This window comes from Halomonas halodenitrificans DSM 735, assembly GCF_000620045.1.
GTDB classification, from domain to species: Bacteria; Pseudomonadota; Gammaproteobacteria; order Pseudomonadales; family Halomonadaceae; genus Halomonas; species Halomonas halodenitrificans.
Genome location: NZ_JHVH01000018.1, coordinates 49,006 through 67,920 on the forward strand (window position 1 = coordinate 49,006; position 18,915 = coordinate 67,920).

The 18,915-nt window shown below is 66.3% G+C and carries 17 protein-coding genes; 8 read left to right on the forward strand and 9 right to left on the reverse strand.

Annotation, left to right across the window (positions count from 1 at the left end; translation table 11 throughout):
- Window positions 1-152: 152 nt before the first annotated feature.
- Window positions 153-968 (forward strand): amidohydrolase, encoded by an 816-nt coding sequence (locus tag Q358_RS0109540; RefSeq protein ID WP_027961826.1) that lies wholly within the window; start codon window positions 153-155, stop codon window positions 966-968.
- Entirely contained in the window at window positions 968-1,666 is a 699-nt protein-coding gene (locus Q358_RS0109545; protein ID WP_027961827.1) for a pseudouridine synthase, read from the forward strand. The genes Q358_RS0109540 and Q358_RS0109545 overlap by 1 nt, the downstream gene beginning before the upstream one ends.
- A gap of 193 nt (window positions 1,667-1,859) precedes the next feature.
- On the opposite strand, the gene Q358_RS0109550 is transcribed toward Q358_RS0109545, so the two are convergent.
- The 7 genes from Q358_RS0109550 to gloB all read right to left on the reverse strand — a co-directional run bounded on the left by Q358_RS0109550 (window position 1,860) and on the right by gloB (window position 11,610).
- Entirely contained in the window at window positions 1,860-3,635 is a 1,776-nt protein-coding gene (locus Q358_RS0109550) for a GGDEF domain-containing protein (RefSeq protein WP_027961828.1), read from the reverse strand.
- Window positions 3,636-3,881: 246 nt separating this feature from the next.
- The gene (locus Q358_RS0109555) at window positions 3,882-5,453 is read right to left on the reverse strand and encodes an ABC transporter ATP-binding protein (protein WP_027961829.1); all 1,572 of its coding nucleotides are present in this window, start codon (window positions 5,451-5,453) and stop codon (window positions 3,882-3,884) included.
- Window positions 5,446-6,531, reverse strand: coding sequence for an ABC transporter permease (locus Q358_RS0109560; RefSeq protein WP_027961830.1), 1,086 nt, complete (start codon window positions 6,529-6,531; stop codon window positions 5,446-5,448). Before Q358_RS0109560 ends, Q358_RS0109555 begins: the two co-directional genes overlap by 8 nt.
- A gap of 4 nt (window positions 6,532-6,535) precedes the next feature.
- The gene (locus tag Q358_RS0109565) at window positions 6,536-7,609 is read right to left on the reverse strand and encodes a microcin C ABC transporter permease YejB (RefSeq protein WP_027961831.1); all 1,074 of its coding nucleotides are present in this window, start codon (window positions 7,607-7,609) and stop codon (window positions 6,536-6,538) included.
- Window positions 7,606-9,480: an extracellular solute-binding protein gene (locus Q358_RS17080; protein ID WP_051530287.1), complete on the reverse strand. Its 1,875-nt coding sequence runs from the start codon at window positions 9,478-9,480 to the stop codon at window positions 7,606-7,608. The genes Q358_RS0109565 and Q358_RS17080 overlap by 4 nt, the downstream gene beginning before the upstream one ends.
- Window positions 9,481-9,578: 98 nt before the next feature.
- Complete coding sequence (locus Q358_RS0109575; protein ID WP_027961832.1) at window positions 9,579-10,769, reverse strand: transglycosylase SLT domain-containing protein; 1,191 nt, start codon at window positions 10,767-10,769, stop codon at window positions 9,579-9,581.
- A gap of 73 nt (window positions 10,770-10,842) precedes the next feature.
- Complete coding sequence (gene gloB / locus Q358_RS0109580) at window positions 10,843-11,610, reverse strand: hydroxyacylglutathione hydrolase (RefSeq protein WP_027961833.1); 768 nt, start codon at window positions 11,608-11,610, stop codon at window positions 10,843-10,845.
- A 68-nt stretch (window positions 11,611-11,678) separates the two neighbouring features.
- Here gloB and Q358_RS17085 point away from each other — a divergent pair, with 68 nt between their 5' ends.
- Genes Q358_RS17085 through nudC form a run of 4 tightly spaced genes read left to right on the forward strand, consistent with a single transcriptional unit; the run spans window position 11,679 to window position 14,447 of the window.
- Window positions 11,679-12,461, forward strand: a complete 783-nt coding sequence (locus Q358_RS17085) for a class I SAM-dependent methyltransferase (RefSeq protein ID WP_051530288.1) — start codon at window positions 11,679-11,681, stop codon at window positions 12,459-12,461.
- Window positions 12,458-12,925 (forward strand): ribonuclease HI, encoded by a 468-nt coding sequence (rnhA, locus tag Q358_RS0109590; RefSeq protein ID WP_027961834.1) that lies wholly within the window; start codon window positions 12,458-12,460, stop codon window positions 12,923-12,925. Before Q358_RS17085 ends, rnhA begins: the two co-directional genes overlap by 4 nt.
- An 11-nt stretch (window positions 12,926-12,936) precedes the next feature.
- On the forward strand, window positions 12,937-13,677 hold the full coding sequence (dnaQ, locus tag Q358_RS0109595; RefSeq protein WP_027961835.1) for a DNA polymerase III subunit epsilon: 741 nt from the start codon (window positions 12,937-12,939) through the stop codon (window positions 13,675-13,677).
- Window positions 13,677-14,447 (forward strand): NAD(+) diphosphatase, encoded by a 771-nt coding sequence (gene nudC / locus Q358_RS0109600; RefSeq protein WP_027961836.1) that lies wholly within the window; start codon window positions 13,677-13,679, stop codon window positions 14,445-14,447. The genes dnaQ and nudC overlap by 1 nt, the downstream gene beginning before the upstream one ends.
- A gap of 321 nt (window positions 14,448-14,768) precedes the next feature.
- Here the strand turns inward: nudC and Q358_RS0109605 are convergent, their stop codons facing one another.
- Window positions 14,769-15,080, reverse strand: coding sequence for an SCP2 sterol-binding domain-containing protein (locus Q358_RS0109605; RefSeq protein WP_027961837.1), 312 nt, complete (start codon window positions 15,078-15,080; stop codon window positions 14,769-14,771).
- Window positions 15,081-15,200: 120 nt separating this feature from the next.
- Here Q358_RS0109605 and sohB point away from each other — a divergent pair, with 120 nt between their 5' ends.
- Entirely contained in the window at window positions 15,201-16,250 is a 1,050-nt protein-coding gene (gene sohB / locus Q358_RS0109610) for a protease SohB (RefSeq protein WP_027961838.1), read from the forward strand.
- A 10-nt stretch (window positions 16,251-16,260) separates the two neighbouring features.
- On the opposite strand, the gene Q358_RS0109615 is transcribed toward sohB, so the two are convergent.
- Window positions 16,261-16,587 carry an ArsR/SmtB family transcription factor gene (locus Q358_RS0109615; RefSeq protein WP_027961839.1) on the reverse strand — a complete coding sequence of 109 codons (327 nt, stop codon included), beginning with the start codon at window positions 16,585-16,587 and terminating at the stop codon, window positions 16,261-16,263.
- 266 nt (window positions 16,588-16,853) lie between these two features.
- Here Q358_RS0109615 and Q358_RS0109620 point away from each other — a divergent pair, with 266 nt between their 5' ends.
- A complete protein-coding gene (locus Q358_RS0109620; protein WP_043488028.1) occupies window positions 16,854-18,773 on the forward strand; it encodes a propionyl-CoA synthetase in 1,920 nt (639 codons plus the stop codon).
- The last annotated feature ends 142 nt before the right edge of the window (window positions 18,774-18,915 follow it).

Consider the following 18,915-nt stretch of genomic DNA (forward strand, 5'->3'; position numbering starts at 1 on the left):
ATAGGGGCAAAGGGGCGTCGACTGACCTGGCGCAGACGGGTCGGGTCTGGCCAGGCCGAGGCCATTGTACGTCATTCCCCGGCCACGGCTGACGGTGCGGTCGTGGTGGGGTAGTCTGGACGCCAATATTGTCACCGCGGAGGGAGATTCCCATGAGTGAGCTGAGAACGACGCTGGTGCAGTGTGACCTGCGCTGGGAGGATCCGACGGCCAATTGCCGGATGCTGGAAGAGACGCTCGGCGATCTCGGCGGTGATCAGACCGACCTGATCGTGTTGCCGGAAATGTTCGCCACCGGCTTCACCATGAATTCCCGGGAGATGGCCGAGCCCATGGGCGAGAGCGCCACCGTGGCCTGGCTGCGCGAGCAGGCGTGGCAGCGCGGCTGCGTGGTCACCGGGAGCGTGGCGGTGGTGGACAATGGCGATTATTACAATCGCCTGGTATGGGCCCGCCCGGACGGCTCCTGGGCCACCTACGACAAGCGCCACCTGTTCCGCATGGCCGGCGAACACGAGCGTTATGCCATGGGGCATCAGCGGGTGATCGTCGAGCTCAAGGGCTTTCGTATCCTGCTCAGCGTCTGCTATGACCTGCGCTTTCCGGTCTGGCTGCGCCAGCAGCCCGGCCCCGAGGAGTCCTTCGAATACGACGCCCTGCTGTGTGTGGCCAACTGGCCGGCGCCTCGGCGCCACCCCTGGCGCGTGCTGCTCCAGGCCCGGGCCATCGAGAACCTGTGTCCGGTGATCGGGGTGAACCGCGTCGGCGAGGATGCCAAGGGGCTGCCCTATGCCGGGGACTCCATGCTCATCGACCCCAAGGGGGAGGCATTGATCGACGAGCCCGAGGGCCGCGCCTTCGTCAGGACGGCGAGCCTGTCCCTCGAGGCGCTGGAACGCTTCCGGGACAAGTTCCCCGCCTGGCGCGATGCCGACCATTTCAGTCTGGCGGACGGGGTGGGTCACTGATGCGTCTCGACCGTTTTATCTGTGAGTCCACCGAGCTGACCCGTAGCCTGGCCAAGAAGGCGATGCATCGTGGCGAGGTCAGCGTCGACGGCGAGGTCATCAAGAATGCCGCCACCCAGGTGAACGAGCATCACCGCGTGACCTTCCAAGGTGAGCCGCTGATGCTGGTGGGACTGCGTTACGTCATCCTGCACAAGCCGGCCGGCGTGGAGTGCACCACCCGGCGCACCCTTTATCCGCGGGCCATCGACCTCATCGACCTGCCGATGCTCGAGCGCCTGCAGACGGTGGGGCGCCTGGATGTCGACACCACCGGCCTGGTGCTGCTCAGCGACGATGGCCAGTGGTCGCATCGGGTGACCTCGCCCAAGCGCCGCTGTGGCAAGGTCTATCGCGTGACCCTCGCCGAGCCCCTGGAGGGGGATGCCCTCGACGCCGCCGTGCGTGACTTCGCGGAGGGGGTCCTGCTGGAGGGGGAAGAGAAGCCCACACGGCCCGCCGAGCTTGCGATGCGTGAGCCCCGGGTGGCCGAGCTGGTGCTCTATGAGGGCAAGTATCACCAGGTGAAGCGGATGTTTGCCGCCATCGGCCATCATGTGGAGGCCCTGCACCGCGAGGCGATCGGCCCGCTGGCGCTGGGTGAGCTGGCCGAGGGGGAGTGGCGAGAGCTCTCCGCCGAGGAGGTGGCGGCTTTCTAGCCAGCTTTCTCATCCAGGGTTGGTGAAGTTCCGCCCGAGTGAGGGGCGCTGGGGGTAAGCCGAAGAGGAGGTCCTATGCCATGGATGGCATCGGTAGCGTACAGGGACGTATTCACAGCGCCTCCTCGTCGGTCCGGCGCTCCGGGGCTTGCCGCCAGATCAGCCCCGAGAAGCGATGCAGTAGACTGGCCTGCTAGCCCGGTTCTGTGGTGGACGGCGAATCGGGCGTCACCGTATTCCAGGTGGCGCTTCGATTGCGGCCCCGGTATTTCGCCTGGTAGAGGGCCTTGTCGGCGAGCCCCAGCAGGGCAATGGGCTCCCGGGCATGGCAGGGATAGGTGGCGACCCCGCAGGAGAGGGTGATCGGTGGCAGTCGCATCTCGGCGTATCGCATCTCCAGGCGCCGGACCCGCTCGACCAGTGCCTGGGCCCGGGCCTCGGCGCGCTCGGTCGTGGCGCCGGGCAGCAGGGCCACGAACTCCTCGCCCCCCATGCGGCAGACCACATCGGCATTGCGGAAGTGATCCTGGAGCATGTCGGCCACCGACATCAGCACGCTGTCTCCGGCCTCGTGGCCGTACTGGTCGTTGATCTGCTTGAAGTGGTCGAGGTCGATCATGATCAGCGAGAGGGGCGACCCCTCCCGGTCGGCGCGAGTGGTCTCGTGCTGCATCAGCTCATCGAAGTAGCGGCGGTTCTTGAGTCCGGTAAGGGGGTCTTCATAGGAGAATTCCTCGAGCTTGCGCACGAGACAGTCGAGCTTGGCCGTGCGCTCGTGCACCTGCTCTTCCAGGTGCCGGTTGAGGCGCGTCAGCTCGTGTTGAGTGCGGCGATAATGCCATAGCGAGACCCCGACAACGGCGAGGGAAAAGGCCAGCAGGCCCAGGCTGATGGGTATCTTGCGCCAGGCCACCAGGCCATGGGCGATGGCCATATCGGCCAGCAGCAGGCCCGCCATCACCGCAAAACTACCGATGATCCAGCGCTGCTCGCCTTCCAGCCGGGGGAAGTGCCAGGCCGCCATGGCCAGCATCAGGGGCAGGCTGAGCGACAGCATCGCGTCGAAGGGCGGGAAGGTATCGGCCAGGGTCACCAGGCCAAGCTGGCTGAGTCCCAGGGCAGCCACCAGATACACCAGGTGCAGGCGCCATAGCAGTCCGATGCAGCGTCTAGGGCGTCCCGTCAGCCAGCGTGTCAGCAGCAGGCCCATCCCTACCGGCAGGGTAAAGTAGCCGGTGGCTGTCAGCAGGCACCAGACGAGCGGGCGGTCCAGGAGCAGCTGGCTGAGCGGGGTCTCGGCGAAGATCATGGTGCTCGCCGCCATCGAGAAGAGCGCGATGGCCCCCAGGCTATGTCGCTGTGCCCCAATCAGGGCGAAGCTACCGGCGAGCAGGGCGAGGAGCAGCGAGAAGGCACTGATGACCACGTCGCGCCAGGAGCGGTGCACGATCATTGCCAGCACGTCCAGGCGATCCATGACCGAGGCCTCGCCCCAGAGGCCGATATCGGTGTAATCGGAGAAGATTCGGACATGCAGGCTCTTGCCGGCGAAGTCGTCGGGGAGCTCGATCATGTGCCAGGGCCAGCCGGCGAAGTCGCCGCGCCCCTGACGATCGAATTCGCCGAACTGGGACAGCGGCTCGCCATCGAGATAGAACTGGGCGATCAGGTCGATGCTGTTGATATACAGGACCGGGTCGGGCCAGTCTCCCTCGGGTAGCGACGTGCGTAGCCAGAGGTTCTGCCTGCCTTGCCGACCGGGCGGGTTGGAGGGGACGTCGATGGCCTGCCAGTCGACGCCCTTGTCCTCGCTTAGCCAGATCGGTGCGCCAGTGGTGTCCCGGGGGGAATCGCCCCAGCGCCATTCCCACCCGGCGAGGGGCTCTGGCGGCACCGAGTACCCGAGGGCGGCCTGCTGTGTCCCCAGCAGGCACAGCAGGCTCAGCAGAAAGGCAAGACAGGGGCGCATAGGATACCCGCCGATGATCGAGACTGCGCCGAGTATAGATCAGTGCGCCGAGACGGACCCTGTTCCAATCAAGGGGAGAGGCGGCTTTTGAAGCCCCCTGGGGCTGTGGAGTGGGCTGTGGGGTCAGGGCTGGTGGGGTCAGACCCCCAACCCCCGGGGTCTGACCCCAATCCCGGGGGTCTGACCCCAACTCTCCGGGGTCTGACGCCAATCCCGGGGGTCTGACCCCATGGGGAGTGGGGAGGGCTAGAGCCCGGCGGCGTTAACCAGGGCCCGGGTATAGTCGCTGCGGGGCCGGGCCAGCACCTCCAGGCAGTCGCCTTCCTCCACGACTTCGCCGTCCTTGAGGACCATGAGGCGGTGGGCCATGGCGCGGACCACCGCGAGGTCGTGGCTGATAAACAGGTAGCTGATGCCGCGCCTGTCCTGGAGGCCGCGTAACAGGCTCACCAGTTGCTTCTGCACGGTTCGGTCCAGTGCCGAGGTGGGTTCGTCGAGCACCAGCAGGGCCGGTTCCAGGATGATGGCCCTGGCCACGGCGATGCGCTGGCGTTGACCGCCGGAGAATTCGTGGGGATAGCGATCGGCGCAGTCATCGGGGAGGCCCACCTCGTGCAGGGTGGCGGCGACCCGGCGGCGCACCTCGCGCTCCTCGAGGTCGGGGTGGTGGAAGCGTAGCCCCTCGCTGACGATATCGGCCACCGACAGCCGCGGGGAGAGCGAGCCGTAGGGGTCCTGGAAGACGATCTGGGCGCGCTGGCGCATGCGCCGCAGGGCACCGCCGGAGAGGGTATCCAGCCGGGTGTCATCGAAATGGATCTCGCCGTGACTGGCCACCAGGCGCAGCAGCGCCTGGGCCAACGTCGTCTTGCCGGAGCCGGACTCACCGACGATGCCCAGGGTCTCGCCCTGGCCGAGGCGCAGGGAGAGGGGTCTGACCGCCTCGAAGGCGGGGGGGCGCTTCATCAGTAGCTTCTTGGGGCGCTGGAAGCTCACCCCGAGCCCCTCGGCATGCAGCAGCGTGGCCCCGGTGCCGGTCGATGCGGGGCGGCCCTCGGGTTCGGCGTCCAGCAGGGTGCGGGTGTAAGGGCTGCGGGGCGAGGCGAAGACCCGCTCCACCGGCCCCGTCTCCTGTTCGCGGCCCTGGTAGAGCACGCAGACCCGGTCGGCGTGGCGGCGCACCAGGTTCAGGTCGTGGGTGATAAACAGCATGCCCATGCCGTGGCGGTCGCGCAGGTCGGCGAGCAGGGCGAGGATCTCTTGCTGTACGGTGACGTCCAGCGCCGTGGTGGGCTCGTCGGCGATCAACAATGCCGGGGAATTGGCGATGGCCATGGCGATCATCACCCGCTGGCGCTGGCCGCCGGACAGCTGATGTGGCCAGGCGTCGGCAAGCTCCAGGGTCCGGGGCAGCCGTACCTGTTCCAGCAGTTCGACCACCCTGGCCCTGGCCGCCCGGCCGGAGAGGCCCTGATGCAATCTCAGGGTCTCGCCGATCTGCTTGCCGACGGTATGCAGGGGGTTGAGCGAGGTCATCGGCTCCTGAAAGATGAACCCCACTCGCCCACCACGCAGGCCCTGCCAGTCGCGCCGGCGCAGGCGGGTGAGGTCGGTATCGCCCAGCCGGCGCTCGCCGGTGACGGCGGCGTTGCCCGGCAGCAGCCCCATGGTGCCCAGTGCCGAGACCGACTTGCCGGAACCGGATTCGCCCACCAGGGCCAGGGTCTCGCCGCGTCCGACGCTCAGGCTGAGGCGGTCGACCACGGTCACGCCGTCGAAGGCGATGGAGAGGTCCTCGAGACGCAGCAGGTCAGGCATCGGCGGGACTCCTCTCGGGGGCCGGGGCATGCTGGATATGGCGGGGGTCGAAGGCATCGCGCAGGCCTTCGCCGATGAAGACGAGCAGCGAGAGCATCAGCGACAGGCTGACGAAGGCGGTGATGCCAAGCCAGGGGGCGTGCAGGTTGTTCTTGCCCTGGGCGACCAGCTCCCCCAGCGACGGCGAGCCCGGCGGCAGGCCGAAGCCCAGGAAGTCGAGCGCGGTCAGGGTAGTAATGGCGCCGGTGAACAGGAAGGGGATGAAGGTCAGGGTGGCCACCATGGCGTTGGGCAGTACGTGGCGCCACATGATCAGGCGCGGTGTCAGCCCCATGGCGCGTGCCGCCCGCACATACTCCAGGTTGCGGGCGCGCAGGAACTCGGCGCGTACCACGTCAACCAGCCCCAGCCAGGAGAACAGCAGCATGATGCCCAGCAGCCACCAGAAGCCGGGCTGCACGAAGCTGGCCAGGATGATCAGCAGGAAGAGCACCGGCAGGCCCTGCCAGATTTCCGTGAAGCGCTGACCGATCAGGTCGGTCTTGCCGCCGAAGTAGCCCTGGATGCCCCCCACCAGCACGCCCAGGGCGAGGGAGCCGGCGGTGAGCACCAGGGCGAAGGCCACGGAGAGTCGAAAGCCATAGATCACCCGGGCCAGCACGTCGCGCCCCTGGTCGTCGGTGCCCAGCCAGTGGCGCCCATCGGGAGGCGCCGGGGAAGGACGCATCATCTGCATGTCCAGGGTCTGATACGAGAAGGGTACCGGTGGCCAGAGTGCCCAGCCGTGCGTCTCGATCTGGGCGCGCATGAAGGGGTCGTGGTAATCCGCGGTGGTGGGCAGGAAGCCATCGAACTCGGTCTCGGGATAGTCCACCAGCAGCGGCACATACCATTCGCCCTGATACTGCATCACCAGGGGCTTGTCGTTGGCGATCAGCTCGGCGGCCAGGCTCACCACGAACAGCACGCCGAAGAGCCATAGTGACACCCAGGCGCGGCGGTTGGCACGAAACACCCCGAAGCGGCGGCGGGTGATGGGCGAGAAACGCCCCGCCAGGCGAGTGTAGACAGAAGCCATCGGCTCAGGACTCCCGTGTCTCGAAGTCGATGCGGGGATCGACCCATACATAGGTGAGGTCGGAGACCAGCTTGAGCAGCAGGCCGATCAGCGTATACAGGTAGAGGGTGCCGAAGATCACCGGATAATCCCGTTGCATCACCGCCTCGAAGCCGAGCAGCCCCAGCCCCTCCAGGGAGAAGATCACCTCGATCAGCAGCGACCCGGTGAAAAATATCGTGATCAGGGCGCCGGGCAGCCCGGCGATGATGATCAGCATGGCGTTACGGAAGACGTGGCCGTAGAGCACGCGTTGGTCGCTGGCGCCCTTGGCCCGGGCGGTCAGCACGTACTGCTTGTGGATCTCGTCCAGGAAGCTGTTCTTGGTGAGCATGGTGAGGGTGGCGAAGCTGCCGATGGTCATGGCGATGACCGGCAGGGTGATATGCCAGAGATAGTCCTTGGCCTTGCCCCAGGACGAGAGCTCGTCGAAATTCGGGGAGGTGAGCCCGCGCAGGGGGAAGAGGTCCCAGTAGCTGCCGCCGGCAAACAGCACGATCAGCAGGATGGCGAACAGGAAACCGGGAATGGCGTAGCCGACGATCACCAGTCCCGAGGTCCAGACATCGAAGCGCGAGCCGTGATGCAACGCCTTGCGTATCCCCAGCGGGATGGAGATGAGATAGACCAGCAGGGTGGTCCATAGCCCGAGCGATACCGACACCGGCAGGCGTTCGATCATCAGCTCGATGACCGGTCGGTCGCGAAAGAAGCTCGTGCCGAAGTCGAAGGTGGCGTAGTCGGCCAGCATGCCGATAAAGCGTTCGTGGGGTGGCTGGTCGAAGCCGAACTGGGCCTCGAGCTGTTCGATGAAGCGCGGGTCGATGCCCCGGGCGCCGCGGGACTCGTCCTGGACCACCACTTCGCCGCCGCCGGTATCGAGGCGGGTGCTGGACATGCTGTCGACCCCCTCGAAGCGGGCCAGCATCTGGTCGATGGGCCCGCCGGGGGCGGCCTGCACGATGACGAAGTTGAGCAGCATGATGCCCAGCAGGGTGGGGATCATCAGCAGCAGGCGACGCAGCACATAGCGGCTCATGATTGAGGGTCTCCCTGTTCGAGGCGCGCGGCGCGCTCGGGGTCCACCCACCAGGCGTCGAGGTCTCGGCCGTAGGCGGGCCCCGGTTCCGGCCAGCCGAACTTGTCCCAGACCGCCACCCGAGTCTCGCCGGAGTGGTAGTGGGGGATCACGATGGCGCGATGGCGCAGCACCCGATCCAGGGCCCGGGCCAGGGTGTTGAGGGTCGCGCGGCTATCGGCGCGAATCAGCTGCTCGACGAGGTCATCCACCACCGGGTCGGCCAGCCCCATGAGGTTGCGGCTCTGAGGCGTCTCGGCGTACTCGCTGGTCCAGAACTCGCGCTGTTCGTTGCCCGGGTTGTTGGACTGGGGGAACTGGCCGACCACCATGTCGAAGTCGAAGCCACGCAGCCGGTTCAGGTACTGGTTGATATCGACGATGCGAATGGTGCCCTTGATGCCCAGGCGCGCCATGTTGCGCAGCATGGGCTGGACCACCCGCTCCAGACCGCTGTCGTAGAGCAGCACCTCGAGTTCCAGGGGCTCTCCTGTCTCGGCATCGACCAGGCCGCCATCGCGAACCGCGTAGCCCGCCTCCCGGAGCAGGGTGAGGGCCAGGCGCAGCCGCTCGCGTAGCGCCCGGGGGTGGTCCATGGGCAGCGGCTCATCGAAGACGTCATCGGGAAGCTGGTCGCGCCAGGGGGCCAGCACCGCCAGCTCGGCGTCGCTGGGCAGCCCCGTGGCGGCCATCTCGGAGTTCTGGAAGAAGCTGCGGGTCCGCCGATAGGCGTCGTAGAAGATATTGGCGTTGAGCCAGGGGAAGTCGAAGGTCAGCGCCAGGGCCTCGCGGACGCGGGGGTCCTGGAACTTATCCTGGCGCAGGTTGAAGATGAAGGCCTGCATCGGCGCCGGCTGACCGTCGGGTATGCTCAGCTTCCTGACCCGGCCCGCCTCGAAGGCCGGAAAGTCATAGCCGGTGGCCCAGGTGGCGGCGCGGGCATCGATGCGATAGTCCAGCACCCCGGCCTTGAAGGCCTCCCAGGCGATGTCCCGGTCCCGGTAGTAGTCATGGACCAGGCGGTCGATGTTGTGGCGCCCGCGGTTGACCGCCAGGTCCTGGCCCCAGTAGTCCGCCACGCGCGCATAGACGATGCGCCTGCCCGGGTCGACCTCGGCGATGCGGTAGGGGCCGGAGCCGGGATGTGCTTCCAGAGTCGGCGAGGTGAAATCGCGGCCGGCCCAGTAGTGCTCTGGCAGAATCGGCAGCTGGCCGACGATCAGCGGGAGCTCCCGGGAGTGGGTAGAGGCGAAGGTGAAGCGCACCGTGTCCTCGTCCAGGGCGGTGACGCTCTCGACGTCGGCGTAGTAGGCGCCGTAGAAGGGGTTGCCCTGCTCGGTGAGCAGCTCGAAGCTGAAGACCACGTCGTCGGCGGTCAGGGGCTCGCCATCGTGGAAGCGCGCCTCGGGGCGCAGGTCGAACTCGATCCATTCCCGGTCCGGGTCCAGCCGGATGCCCTGGGCCAGCAGGCCATAGAGCGAGAAGGGCTCGTCGGGATTGCCCTCCAGCAGGGTGTCGTAGATGCGTGATACCCCGGCCGCCGGCGTGCCGCGGATGATAAAGGGATTTGTCGAGTCGAAGCTGCCGCCCACGGCCGCCTGGGTCAGCTCGCCGCCCTTGGGCGCTTCGGGATTGACATAGGGGAAGTGATCGAAGCCGGCGGGGAGTTCGGGCTCGCCGTAGAGGGAGAGGCCATGCACGGTGGCCGGGGAGTCGGATCGCGGCGCCGGGTCGGATATCGTCTGGGCGCCGGCCGGGGGAGCCGCAAGAGCGAACAGGGCGAGAAGCGCGGTGAACGAAGCGGCGGTGCGCCGGCGCGAAGGTAGAGACATTCTGACATCCCGTGTCGACGATAACGCCGGCTGGCGCCGGCGTCGTTGCCTGATAAGGTGTCAGCCCCGAGCGTGAAAGGCAATACCCCCTGCCGCGCTTAGCGCGAGGCGAGGCTTCGAGTGGGCAGCTCGAGCGTCTGCCCCGGGCGAATCAGATTGCCCGAGAGGCCGTTGGCCCGGCGCAGTTCTCCGACGCTGATGCCACGATAGGCGGCGATATCGGCCAGGGTGTCGCCACGGCGTACCAGGTACTGAGAGTCCTGTGCGCCGCCTGGTCGCGCGGGGCCCTCGAGGCTTGCCAGCATGGTATCGGCGCGCTCGGCCGGCACCAGCAGCACGCGGTCCTTGCCGGGCCGGATGGCGCCACCGGTCACCCCGGGGTTCAGGGTGGCGATCGTGCCACGGGACACGCCGGCGAGACGGGCGGCCTCGTCGAGACGCAGCGGGCGCTCCACGGGAATCTTGGCGAAGGCCGGGGCCTCCTCGATCTCGGGGAGGGCGACGTCATAGTGATCCGGGGCGTCGATGATCGCGGCGATGGCCTTGAGCTTGGGCACGTAGTTCATGGTCTCCCGCGGCAGCGAGAGGCTCCAGTAGTCACTTCCCTTGCCCTGGGCGATGGCCCGGCGGCGTGCCTTGTTGACGGTACCCGCACCGGCGTTGTAGGCCGCCAGGGAGAGTTCGAGATCACCCTCGTACCACTGCTCGGCCTGGTATTCGATATAGTCGAGGGCGGCATAGGTGGAGGCCACCACATCCAGGCGGCCATCGTAGCCGCGCTGCCGGCTCAGCCCCAGGGAGTCGCCGGTGCGGGGCATGAACTGCCACAGGCCGGCGGCGCCGCGGTGGGAACGTGCACTGGGGTCGAAGGAGCTTTCGATGAAGGGGATCAGGGCGATCTCGCCGGGTAGACCCCGCTCCTCCACCTTCTGGGTGATCCAGGCGAGCCAGGGCCGAGCGCGCTCGGTGATCTCGGCAATATTGTGGGGCGATTGTCGATAGTGATCGATCCAGGCCTGTACACGCGGCTCATAGGCCTCGTCCTGCCACTGGAAGCTATCGCGTAGCCGGCTCCAGGCATCACGGCTTTCCAGCGCCAGGTCGGCCCAGAAGTGCCCTTTTGAATGGTTCGGGCTGGCCACCAGGGCGGCGGGTTGCCCGTCGCGAAGCGTGATGTGGTGGTCGAGAGGGGCGGCTTGAATCTGGGAGCCGGCTGTCAGCAGGGCCCCGAGCAGGGCGGTACTGCTGGCGACGCCGAGCAGCCTGCGACGCGTGGTGTAATAGGTCATCCGGTCGTGTTCCTCCAGGGTACGTCGAAGCCTTCGGTGTGGCCGACGGCCGTCAGGCGTCCAGGGATCGAGTTCAGAAATTGTCCTTCCAGGCACGCAGGGTGGTGAACGTCGCCTCGTCGCTGTCGACGCTACCGTGTACCGAGCCGGCTTGACGTACGCCGGCATCCGCCACGCGCAGGAAGGGGTTAATGCGTTTCTCGCGGGCCATGGAGGTGGGCAGCGTCGGGCGCTCGAGTTCCCGGGCTCGCTGACACTCCTGCATGGCCTGGACCACGTCCGGGTTGTGAGGGTCGGCGGCCAACGCAAAGCGCAGATTGGCTTCGGTGTATTCGTGGGCGGCAAAGATCAGGGTGTCGTCGGGCAGCGCGGCCAGCTTCTGCAGCGAGCCATGCATCTGTTCCGGACTGCCTTCGAAGAGGCGCCCACAGCCGGCGCTGAACAGGGCATCACCGCCAAACAGCAGCGGCGGAATACCGGGGGTAAAGAAGGCGATATGGTCCAGGGTGTGCCCCGGCACGGCGATGACCTCGAATAATCGCCCCATGACGCGAATCTCGTCGCCCTCGGTGACCGGGGTATCGATGCCGCCGATGGCCTCGTTGTCGGGCCCTATCACTCGTGGGGAGTAGCGCTTGATGAGTTCGGCCAGCCCACCGGTGTGATCCGGGTGGTGATGGGTGATCATCACCGTCGAGAGGGACAGCGACTCACGCTCGAGCAGTTCGATGACCGGGGCCGCATCGCCGGGGTCCACCACACAGACGTCGGGGGTCGTGTCCTGACGTAGAAGCCAGATATAGTTATCGCTAAACGCGGGAATCGGTGTCACGCTCAACATGGGCTGAGTGTCCTGAGTGGGCATGAACGGTTCGCAAAATCCGGTCAATATGAAGAGTAGGGAAAGGCATGTCAACCGAGACCGGCGCCCAGCGCCTTGCCGATCTGTTGCGCGAAGGGCAGCAGTTCTGGTCCACGCCGACCGGTGCCGCCGTGCGCCGCGCCGAACGTGCCTGCCTGGGCCCGATCTGTGAGCGGCTCTTCGGCGTGCATAGCCTGGAGCTGGGGTTCGGCAACCTGCTGGCCGATATGTGCCCCGTACGCCATGCGATGGGCTGGGCGCCCAGCCGTGAGCTAGCGCAGGACGCCGCCACGCTGATCTGCTCCCCTGATGCGCTGCCGCTTCCCGACGACAGCCTGAGCCTGGTGATCGTGCATCATCTACTCGAGGTGGCACCCGACCCCCATCACATGTTGCAGGAGGCGGCCCGGGTGACCGCCGATGAGGGACGCCTCATCCTGTTCGGCTGGATGCCGTTTTCTGCCGGTGCACTGGGGCGTCTGGCACCGGGGAAGCGTCAGCGGCTGCCCTGGCGGGGGCAATGGCGAAGCCCCGGCCGGCTGCGTGACTGGCTGGCGTTTGTCGACTTTCAGGTCGAGCGGGTAGACTACTGCGCCTTTCGTCTACCTGGCCGGCCGGCACGCAATGCCCTGTTCGAGACCCTGGGGCGGCGCCATAACCTGCCGTTGGGCGACAGCTACATGATCCAGGCGTGCCGCCGTCCGCAGCTGCTCAATAGCCGCGACACCCGGCTGCGCTTTACCAGCCCCCTGGGGGGGACGGCGCTTCCCGCTGCCCGCCTGGGCGCCGGGCCCGTAGCTCCCCCAAGAGAAGAGGATGACAGAGATTGAGTGATTCAGACCCCGGCGACTTCCCCGCTGTCACCATTTACACCGATGGTGCCTGCCGCGGCAACCCGGGCCCGGGCGGCTGGGGGGCGCTGCTGATCAGTGGGCCCCACGAGAAGCCGCTGAACGGCTATGAGGCGCGCACCACCAATAACCGCATGGAATTGATGGCGGCGATCATGGCGCTTCGCGAGCTCAAGCAATCCTGCCGCGTGGCGCTGTGGACCGACTCCGAGTATCTGCGGCGTGGCATCACCGAGTGGATCCATGGCTGGATCAAGCGGGGCTGGAAGACCGCCGGCCGCCAGCCGGTCAAGAACGCCGAGCTATGGCGGGAGCTGCTCGAGGAGACCCATCGCCATGAGATCGACTGGCATTGGGTCAAGGGCCACAGCGGCCACCCGGGCAACGAGCGCGCCGACGAGCTCGCCAACGAAGCCATCGATAATCATCGTCACCAGGCCTGAGAGGGATAGAGATGCGTCAGATTGTTCTGGATACCGAGACCACCGGCATCGATCACAAGGACGGCCATCGCCTGATCGAGATCGGGGCGGTGGAAATGGTGAACCGCCGGCTGACCGGGCGCACCTATCACCAGTTCATCAATCCCCAGCGCGAGATAGAGGAAGAGGCCATCTCGATCCACGGCATTACCAATGAGCGGGTCGCCGAGGAGCCGCTGTTCGCGGAGATCGCGGATGCGTTCTGGGCCTTTATCGAGGGGGCCGAGCTGGTCATCCATAATGCCCCCTTCGACGTGGGCTTCATCGACCATGAGCTGGCGATGCTCAACGGCGCGCGTAGCGAGCCTGCGCTGGGCCCGGTAGCCGAGCATTGCCGGGTCCTCGATACCCTGCAGCTGGCGCGGGACAAGCACCCGGGGCAGCGCAATAACCTGGATGCGCTGTGCAAGCGCTACGAGATCGACAACGGCCACCGGGTGCTCCACGGCGCGCTGCTGGACGCCGAGATTCTCGCCGAGGTCTATCTGGCGATGACCGGGGGCCAGACGGCGCTGCTGCTCGATGCTTCGATGACCGCGGAAGGCGGCAGGCGAGCGGGCATCCAGCGCCGCCCGGTAACGGTGGCAGACGGCGCGCTGAGTGTGTCGACACCCAGCGACCCGGAGCTGGCGGCGCACCGCCGGAAGCTGGCGCAGATCCGCGAGAAAGCGGGGGAGTGCCTGTGGGATGGCGTCGACGGGATCCCGCACTGATGCTGCGTCGTGAGCTGCCCCGGGGCGCGCAAGAGGGGTACGTGATTCGCCTGGCCGAAGGCCGCCTCGCCCCGGCGCCCGATGGCGGGGTGTTGCAGCCGGTGGTGCCCTGGACGGCGGAGATGCAGCCCCTGGGCTACTGGCACGAGGTGCCCCTGGCGCTCTCCCTCGAGGCGAAGGCGGGTGAGGACTGGCCCGCCGGCCGGGAATGGCTGGCGCGGCTGCCCGAGTCGCTCTTCCCGCTGGTGTCCACGGCCCTTCAGGTGGGGGCCTGGCTGCGCAACCACCGTTTCTGTGGGCGCTGCGGGGCGCCGGCCGAGCGCCTCGATGCCGAGTTTGCGATGCACTGCCGGGCCTGTGGGCACCGCAACTATCCGCGCATCTCGCCCTGCATCATCACCCTGGTGACCCATGGAGACGCCTTGCTGCTGGCGCGTAGCCCGCGTTTTCCGCCGCGGCGCTATTCGACCCTGGCCGGTTTCATCGAGCCCGGGGAGTCGTCGGAGGAGGCCGTGCGGCGCGAGATCTTCGAGGAGGTGGGGCTGACGGTGGGGCGCATTCGCTACTTCCGCAGCCAGGCCTGGCCCTTTCCCCATGCGTTGATGCTGGGGTTCTTCGCCGAGGCCGCCAGCCGGCGTATCCGCATCGATGGCGTGGAGATCACCGATGCCGCCTGGTTTTCCCCCCGGCAGCTGCCCCAGCTGCCGCCGCTGTATTCGATATCCCGGGCGCTCATCGAGACCCATCTGGCGGAAGTCGCGGCGCGCTAGGCCTGTCCGCCCTGGGCGGGTCCGGCAACAAGCTCGGCAAGGGGCTAGCCCGGGGCTGATCTGGCGACAAGCCCCGGAGCGCCGGACCGACGAGGAGGCGCTGTGAATACGTCCCTGTACGCTACCGACACCCTGCTTCGCTCTCGCATCCTGCTCCGCTTGCAGGACCGGTGCTGGCCATCCATGGCCAGCCCGTTCGAAGCAGTGCTTCTCACCCCTGGTGTAGGACCTCTTCTACGGCTTATCCCCAGCGCCCCTGGTTCGGGGGTAGTTCTAAGGAGCTAGCCCGGGGCTGGGTATCTCGGGGGCAGGGCGCCGCGGTTATTCGTTGGGGAAGAGGCTGGTCAGCTTGGTGGCCAGCATCACATTGCCGGTGGCCTTGATCTTGCCTGTCATGAAGGCGGTCATGCCATTGATCTCGCCGGTCATCAATCCCTTGAAGGTGGCGGTGCTCATCGTCAGGGTGACGGAGGGGTCGTCATGCTCACCGGACTCAACGCTCAGCTCCTGATTCTGAATGACCAGGTAGTAGCTGTCGGCATCGTCGAAGTGGAACTGGAAGACATCGTCCATGCCGCTGGCGGCCTGGGGATCGAATCGAGCGACGAGGGTATCGAGGGTAGACTGGCTCATGAGAGGCTCCTGCGGGGTTGGGCGATTTTTTCGATGCAGTGAGCGTATTTCAAACAGTTGTTTAATTCAAGGGCCGAAGGGCGTTCACTATGGCGGCCCGAGGCCGCAAGGGAGGCATCGATGGGAGAGTGGCTGTCGGAGTTCGGGCTGTTTCTGGCTCAGTTGGTGAGCCTGGTCGTGATCGTCGGCCTGGGCGTGCTGGTGGTCGTCAGGTTGCGTGGCGAGATGGGAACCGAGTCGCGGCTCAAGATCGAGGAGCTTAACCGGGGGCGCAGCATCCGCAAGCGTCGCCTGCGCCTGGCGTCCAGCGAGCCGGGGGCCCGCAAGCGCATGATCAAGGCCTTTCGCCGCGAGGACAAGAATCACGCCAAGGCCGGAAAGGCCGTCAAGGATGAGGCGGAAAAGCGCCGAACCACCGCCTGGGTGCTGGACTTCCATGGCGATATCCGGGCCAGCGGTACCGAGCGCTTCGCCGAGGAGGTCTCGGCGGTGATCGCGGCCGCCGAGTCGGGCGATGAGGTCATCGTGCGCCTGGAATCCGGCGGCGGGCTGGTGCATGCCTATGGCCTGGCGGCCGCCGAGCTCGACCGCCTGAGCGAGGCGGGGCTCACCACGACCGTCTGCGTCGACAAGGTGGCGGCCAGCGGCGGTTATCTCATGGCGTGTGGGGCCGATAGCGTGCGGGCGGCACCCCTGGCGGTACTGGGCTCCATCGGCGTGGTGGCCCAGATCCCCAATGTGCATCGCCTGCTCAAGCGCCATGATATCGATGTCGAGGTGCTGACCGCCGGGCACTACAAGCGCACCCTGACGGTGCTGGGGGAAAATACCGAGGAGGGACGCGAGAAGTTTCTCGACGACATGGAAAGGACCCACGAGCTGTTCAAGCGCCATGTGGCGAGCCGCCGACCGGGGCTGGATATCGATGCCATTGCCACCGGCGAGACCTGGTATGGCAGCGAGGCCCTCGACAAGGGGTTGGTGGATGCGCTGGGCACCAGCGAGGCCTATCTAGTGGCGCGCATGCAGGAGGCCAGGGTAGTCAGCGTCAAGCTGGAGCCGCCACGCCGGCTCGGCGAACGGCTGGGCCTGGCGGTATCCGCAGGCGTCGAGCGAGCGCTGTTGCGCGGGGCAGAGGCGCTCGACGCCAGCCGCTGGCAGAAACGCTAGCCGCGCGGTCTTATTCTCCGGCCAGGCCGAGTTCCACCAGCGTGGCGATCACGGCCCTGACGCTGTCGCCCTGCAGCGAGTAGTAGATGGTCTGGGAGCTGCGCCGGGTGGTGACCAGGTCCTCTCGGCGCAGGATGGCCAGATGCTGAGAGAGTGCCGATTGGCTCAACGCCAGATGAGCGTTGAGCTCGGTCACCGACATCTCGCCCGCGTCCAGCAGGCAGAGAATGCGAAGCCGGTTATCGTTGGCCATCGCCTTGAGCAGGGCAGTGGCACGGTCAATGGAGCCGCTACCCCCTTCGAGGAGTCGTGCCGCCTCACGGCTGGGAGTGTTCATGGTATGTCTCCGCGCTGCGCATGAGTGGAGGAGTTGCGTCCGGCGCCCTCGAGCACTGTGACGGTATATCATGCTTTACTCAATCATAGACTAGTTTGGAAGCGGCGTGGGCGTTGAATCCGCGATCCGGTCGCTGGCTGTTTGTTGACAATAAAATATCAAGCCCTGCACCTTTCGTCGGAATTTAGCCTATCGTCTTAGGGAGTTCCGCGATTTGTTCTATAGAGTGTCAACAATAATTGATACCGGACCGTGACAGGAACGCCATGAGTACCTATACCCACGAATTTCGTCGTTCAGTCGAACAACCCGAGACGTTCTGGGCCGAGCAGGCCCGGCGCATCCCCTGGTTCAAGCAACCCCAGGCCATCCTCGAATATGATGAGGCCCAGCATGCTCGCTGGTACGGTGACGGCGAGCTCAACATCGCCTATGCCGCCCTCGATTATCACGTCGAGCAGGGTCGGGGCGACCAGCCGGCCGTGCTGTGGGACTCCCCGGTGACGGACAGCAAGCGTACCCTGACCTACCTCGAGATGCGTGATCAGGTAGCGAGCTTTGCCGGTGCCCTCAAGGAGATGGGGGTAGAGAAGGGCGATCGTGTGGTGATCTACATGCCCATGGTGCCCGAGGCGCTGGTCGCCATGTTTGCCTGTGCCCGGCTGGGTGCCGTGCACTCGGTGGTGTTCGGTGGCTTTGCGCCTCATGAACTGTCCGTGCGTATCGAGGATGCAGCACCGAAGGTGGTGATCGCGGCGTCCTGTGGCGTCGAGGTCAACAAGGTCCTGCCCTACAAGCCCATCATCGATGCCGCCATCGAGCAGAGCGCTCACAAGCCCGATGCCTGCGTGATCTTCCAGCGCGAACAGCATGTCGCCGAGCTGGGAGCGCGCGACCATGATTGGGCAACGGTCGTGGAGAAGGCGTCTCCCGCCGATTGCGTCCCGGTGAAGGGCACCGATCCGCTCTACGTCCTCTACACCTCCGGGACCACGGGCAAGCCCAAGGGCGTGGTGCGAGATACCGGTGGCTATGCAGTGGCGCTTGCCTATTCCATGGACGCCATCTATGACGTGGCGCCGGGGGAAGTGTTCTTCTCGGCCTCGGACGTGGGCTGGGTGGTCGGCCATTCCTATATCGTCTATGCGCCGCTGCTGCGTGGGGCGACCACCATTGTCTACGAGGGCAAGCCGGTGAAGACCCCCGATGCCGGCGCCTTCTGGCGGATCATCGAGGAATATCGGGTGAAGAGCTTCTTCACCGCACCGACGGCCTTCCGCGCCATCAAGAAGGAGGATCCGGATGGCAAGCGGCTTGCCGAGTATGATATCTCCAGCCTCAAGGCGCTGTTTCTGGCCGGTGAGCGCCTCGACCCGCCGACCTTCCATTGGCTGGATGACCTGCTGGATGTGCCGGTCATCGACCACTGGTGGCAGACCGAAACCGGCTGGCCCATCGCTGCCAACCTGCACGGCCTCGAGCCCATGCCGACCAAGGCAGGCAGTGCCACCGTGCCGGTGCCCGGCTTCGACGTGCAGATCCTCGACCGTGAGGGCGAGCCCATGAATGCCATGGAGCAGGGCGCCGTGGTGATCAAGCAGCCCATGCCGCCGGGCTGTCTGACGGGTGTCTGGGGGGACCCGGAACGCTTCCATTCGGCCTATATGGCGGCCTTCCCGGGCTATTATCTCACCGGGGACGGTGGTTATGTCGATGAGGATGGCTACCTGTTCATCATGGGGCGTACCGATGATGTCATCAACGTGGCCGGTCATCGCCTCTCCACCGGCGAGATGGAGGAGGTCGTCGGCGCCCACCCGGCCGTGGCCGAATGCACCGTCATCGGCATTCATGATGCGCTCAAGGGGCAGCTGCCGGTCGGCCTGGTGATTCCCAAGGATGGCTTCGATGGCCGCGAAGTGGAGCTCGAGGAAGAGCTTATCGCCCTGGTGCGGGACAAGATCGGTCCGGTTGCCTGTTTCAAGCAGGTGCTGGTGGTAGACCGCCTGCCCAAGACGCGTTCCGGCAAGATCCTGCGCAAGCTGCTGCGCAATATCGCCGATGGCCAGGAGTATGCCGTGCCCTCGACCATCGATGACCCGGCGAGCCTGGAGGAGATTCACGACACCATGCAGGCACGTGAAGTGGGTGCCTCCGGCAATGCGCGCCTGACCGACGGCCCCTGAGCGCGCCTCTCATTCCCCTGGGGTTCCCATGGGGGCAGACCCCCGGGCAATTGGGGTCAGACCCCGGGGGTTGGGGGTCTGACCCCAGGTGCACAAGGGGCAGGCCAGGCATGGCCAGTGCGCCGACGAGGCCGTATAATCC

Excerpts from the sequence above, each read along its gene's own strand:
- Q358_RS17085 (WP_051530288.1), top strand. The coding sequence starts at position 11,679 with ATGTCAACCGAGACCGGCGCCCAGCGCCTTGCCGATCTGTTGCGCGAA.
- Q358_RS0109620 (WP_043488028.1), top strand. The coding sequence starts at position 16,854 with ATGAGTACCTATACCCACGAATTTCGTCGTTCAGTCGAACAACCCGAG.
- Q358_RS0109605 (WP_027961837.1), bottom strand. The coding sequence starts at position 15,080 with ATGAGCCAGTCTACCCTCGATACCCTCGTCGCTCGATTCGATCCCCAG.
- Q358_RS0109565 (WP_027961831.1), bottom strand. The coding sequence starts at position 7,609 with ATGAGCCGCTATGTGCTGCGTCGCCTGCTGCTGATGATCCCCACCCTG.
- Q358_RS0109615 (WP_027961839.1), bottom strand. The coding sequence starts at position 16,587 with ATGAACACTCCCAGCCGTGAGGCGGCACGACTCCTCGAAGGGGGTAGC.
- Q358_RS0109555 (WP_027961829.1), bottom strand. The coding sequence starts at position 5,453 with ATGCCTGACCTGCTGCGTCTCGAGGACCTCTCCATCGCCTTCGACGGC.
- Q358_RS0109550 (WP_027961828.1), bottom strand. The coding sequence starts at position 3,635 with ATGCGCCCCTGTCTTGCCTTTCTGCTGAGCCTGCTGTGCCTGCTGGGG.
- Q358_RS0109540 (WP_027961826.1), top strand. The coding sequence starts at position 153 with ATGAGTGAGCTGAGAACGACGCTGGTGCAGTGTGACCTGCGCTGGGAG.
- Q358_RS0109560 (WP_027961830.1), bottom strand. The coding sequence starts at position 6,531 with ATGGCTTCTGTCTACACTCGCCTGGCGGGGCGTTTCTCGCCCATCACC.
- Q358_RS17080 (WP_051530287.1), bottom strand. The coding sequence starts at position 9,480 with ATGTCTCTACCTTCGCGCCGGCGCACCGCCGCTTCGTTCACCGCGCTT.
- Q358_RS0109575 (WP_027961832.1), bottom strand. The coding sequence starts at position 10,769 with ATGACCTATTACACCACGCGTCGCAGGCTGCTCGGCGTCGCCAGCAGT.
- sohB (WP_027961838.1), top strand. The coding sequence starts at position 15,201 with ATGGGAGAGTGGCTGTCGGAGTTCGGGCTGTTTCTGGCTCAGTTGGTG.
- dnaQ (WP_027961835.1), top strand. The coding sequence starts at position 12,937 with ATGCGTCAGATTGTTCTGGATACCGAGACCACCGGCATCGATCACAAG.
- Q358_RS0109545 (WP_027961827.1), top strand. The coding sequence starts at position 968 with ATGCGTCTCGACCGTTTTATCTGTGAGTCCACCGAGCTGACCCGTAGC.
- nudC (WP_027961836.1), top strand. The coding sequence starts at position 13,677 with ATGCTGCGTCGTGAGCTGCCCCGGGGCGCGCAAGAGGGGTACGTGATT.
- gloB (WP_027961833.1), bottom strand. The coding sequence starts at position 11,610 with ATGTTGAGCGTGACACCGATTCCCGCGTTTAGCGATAACTATATCTGG.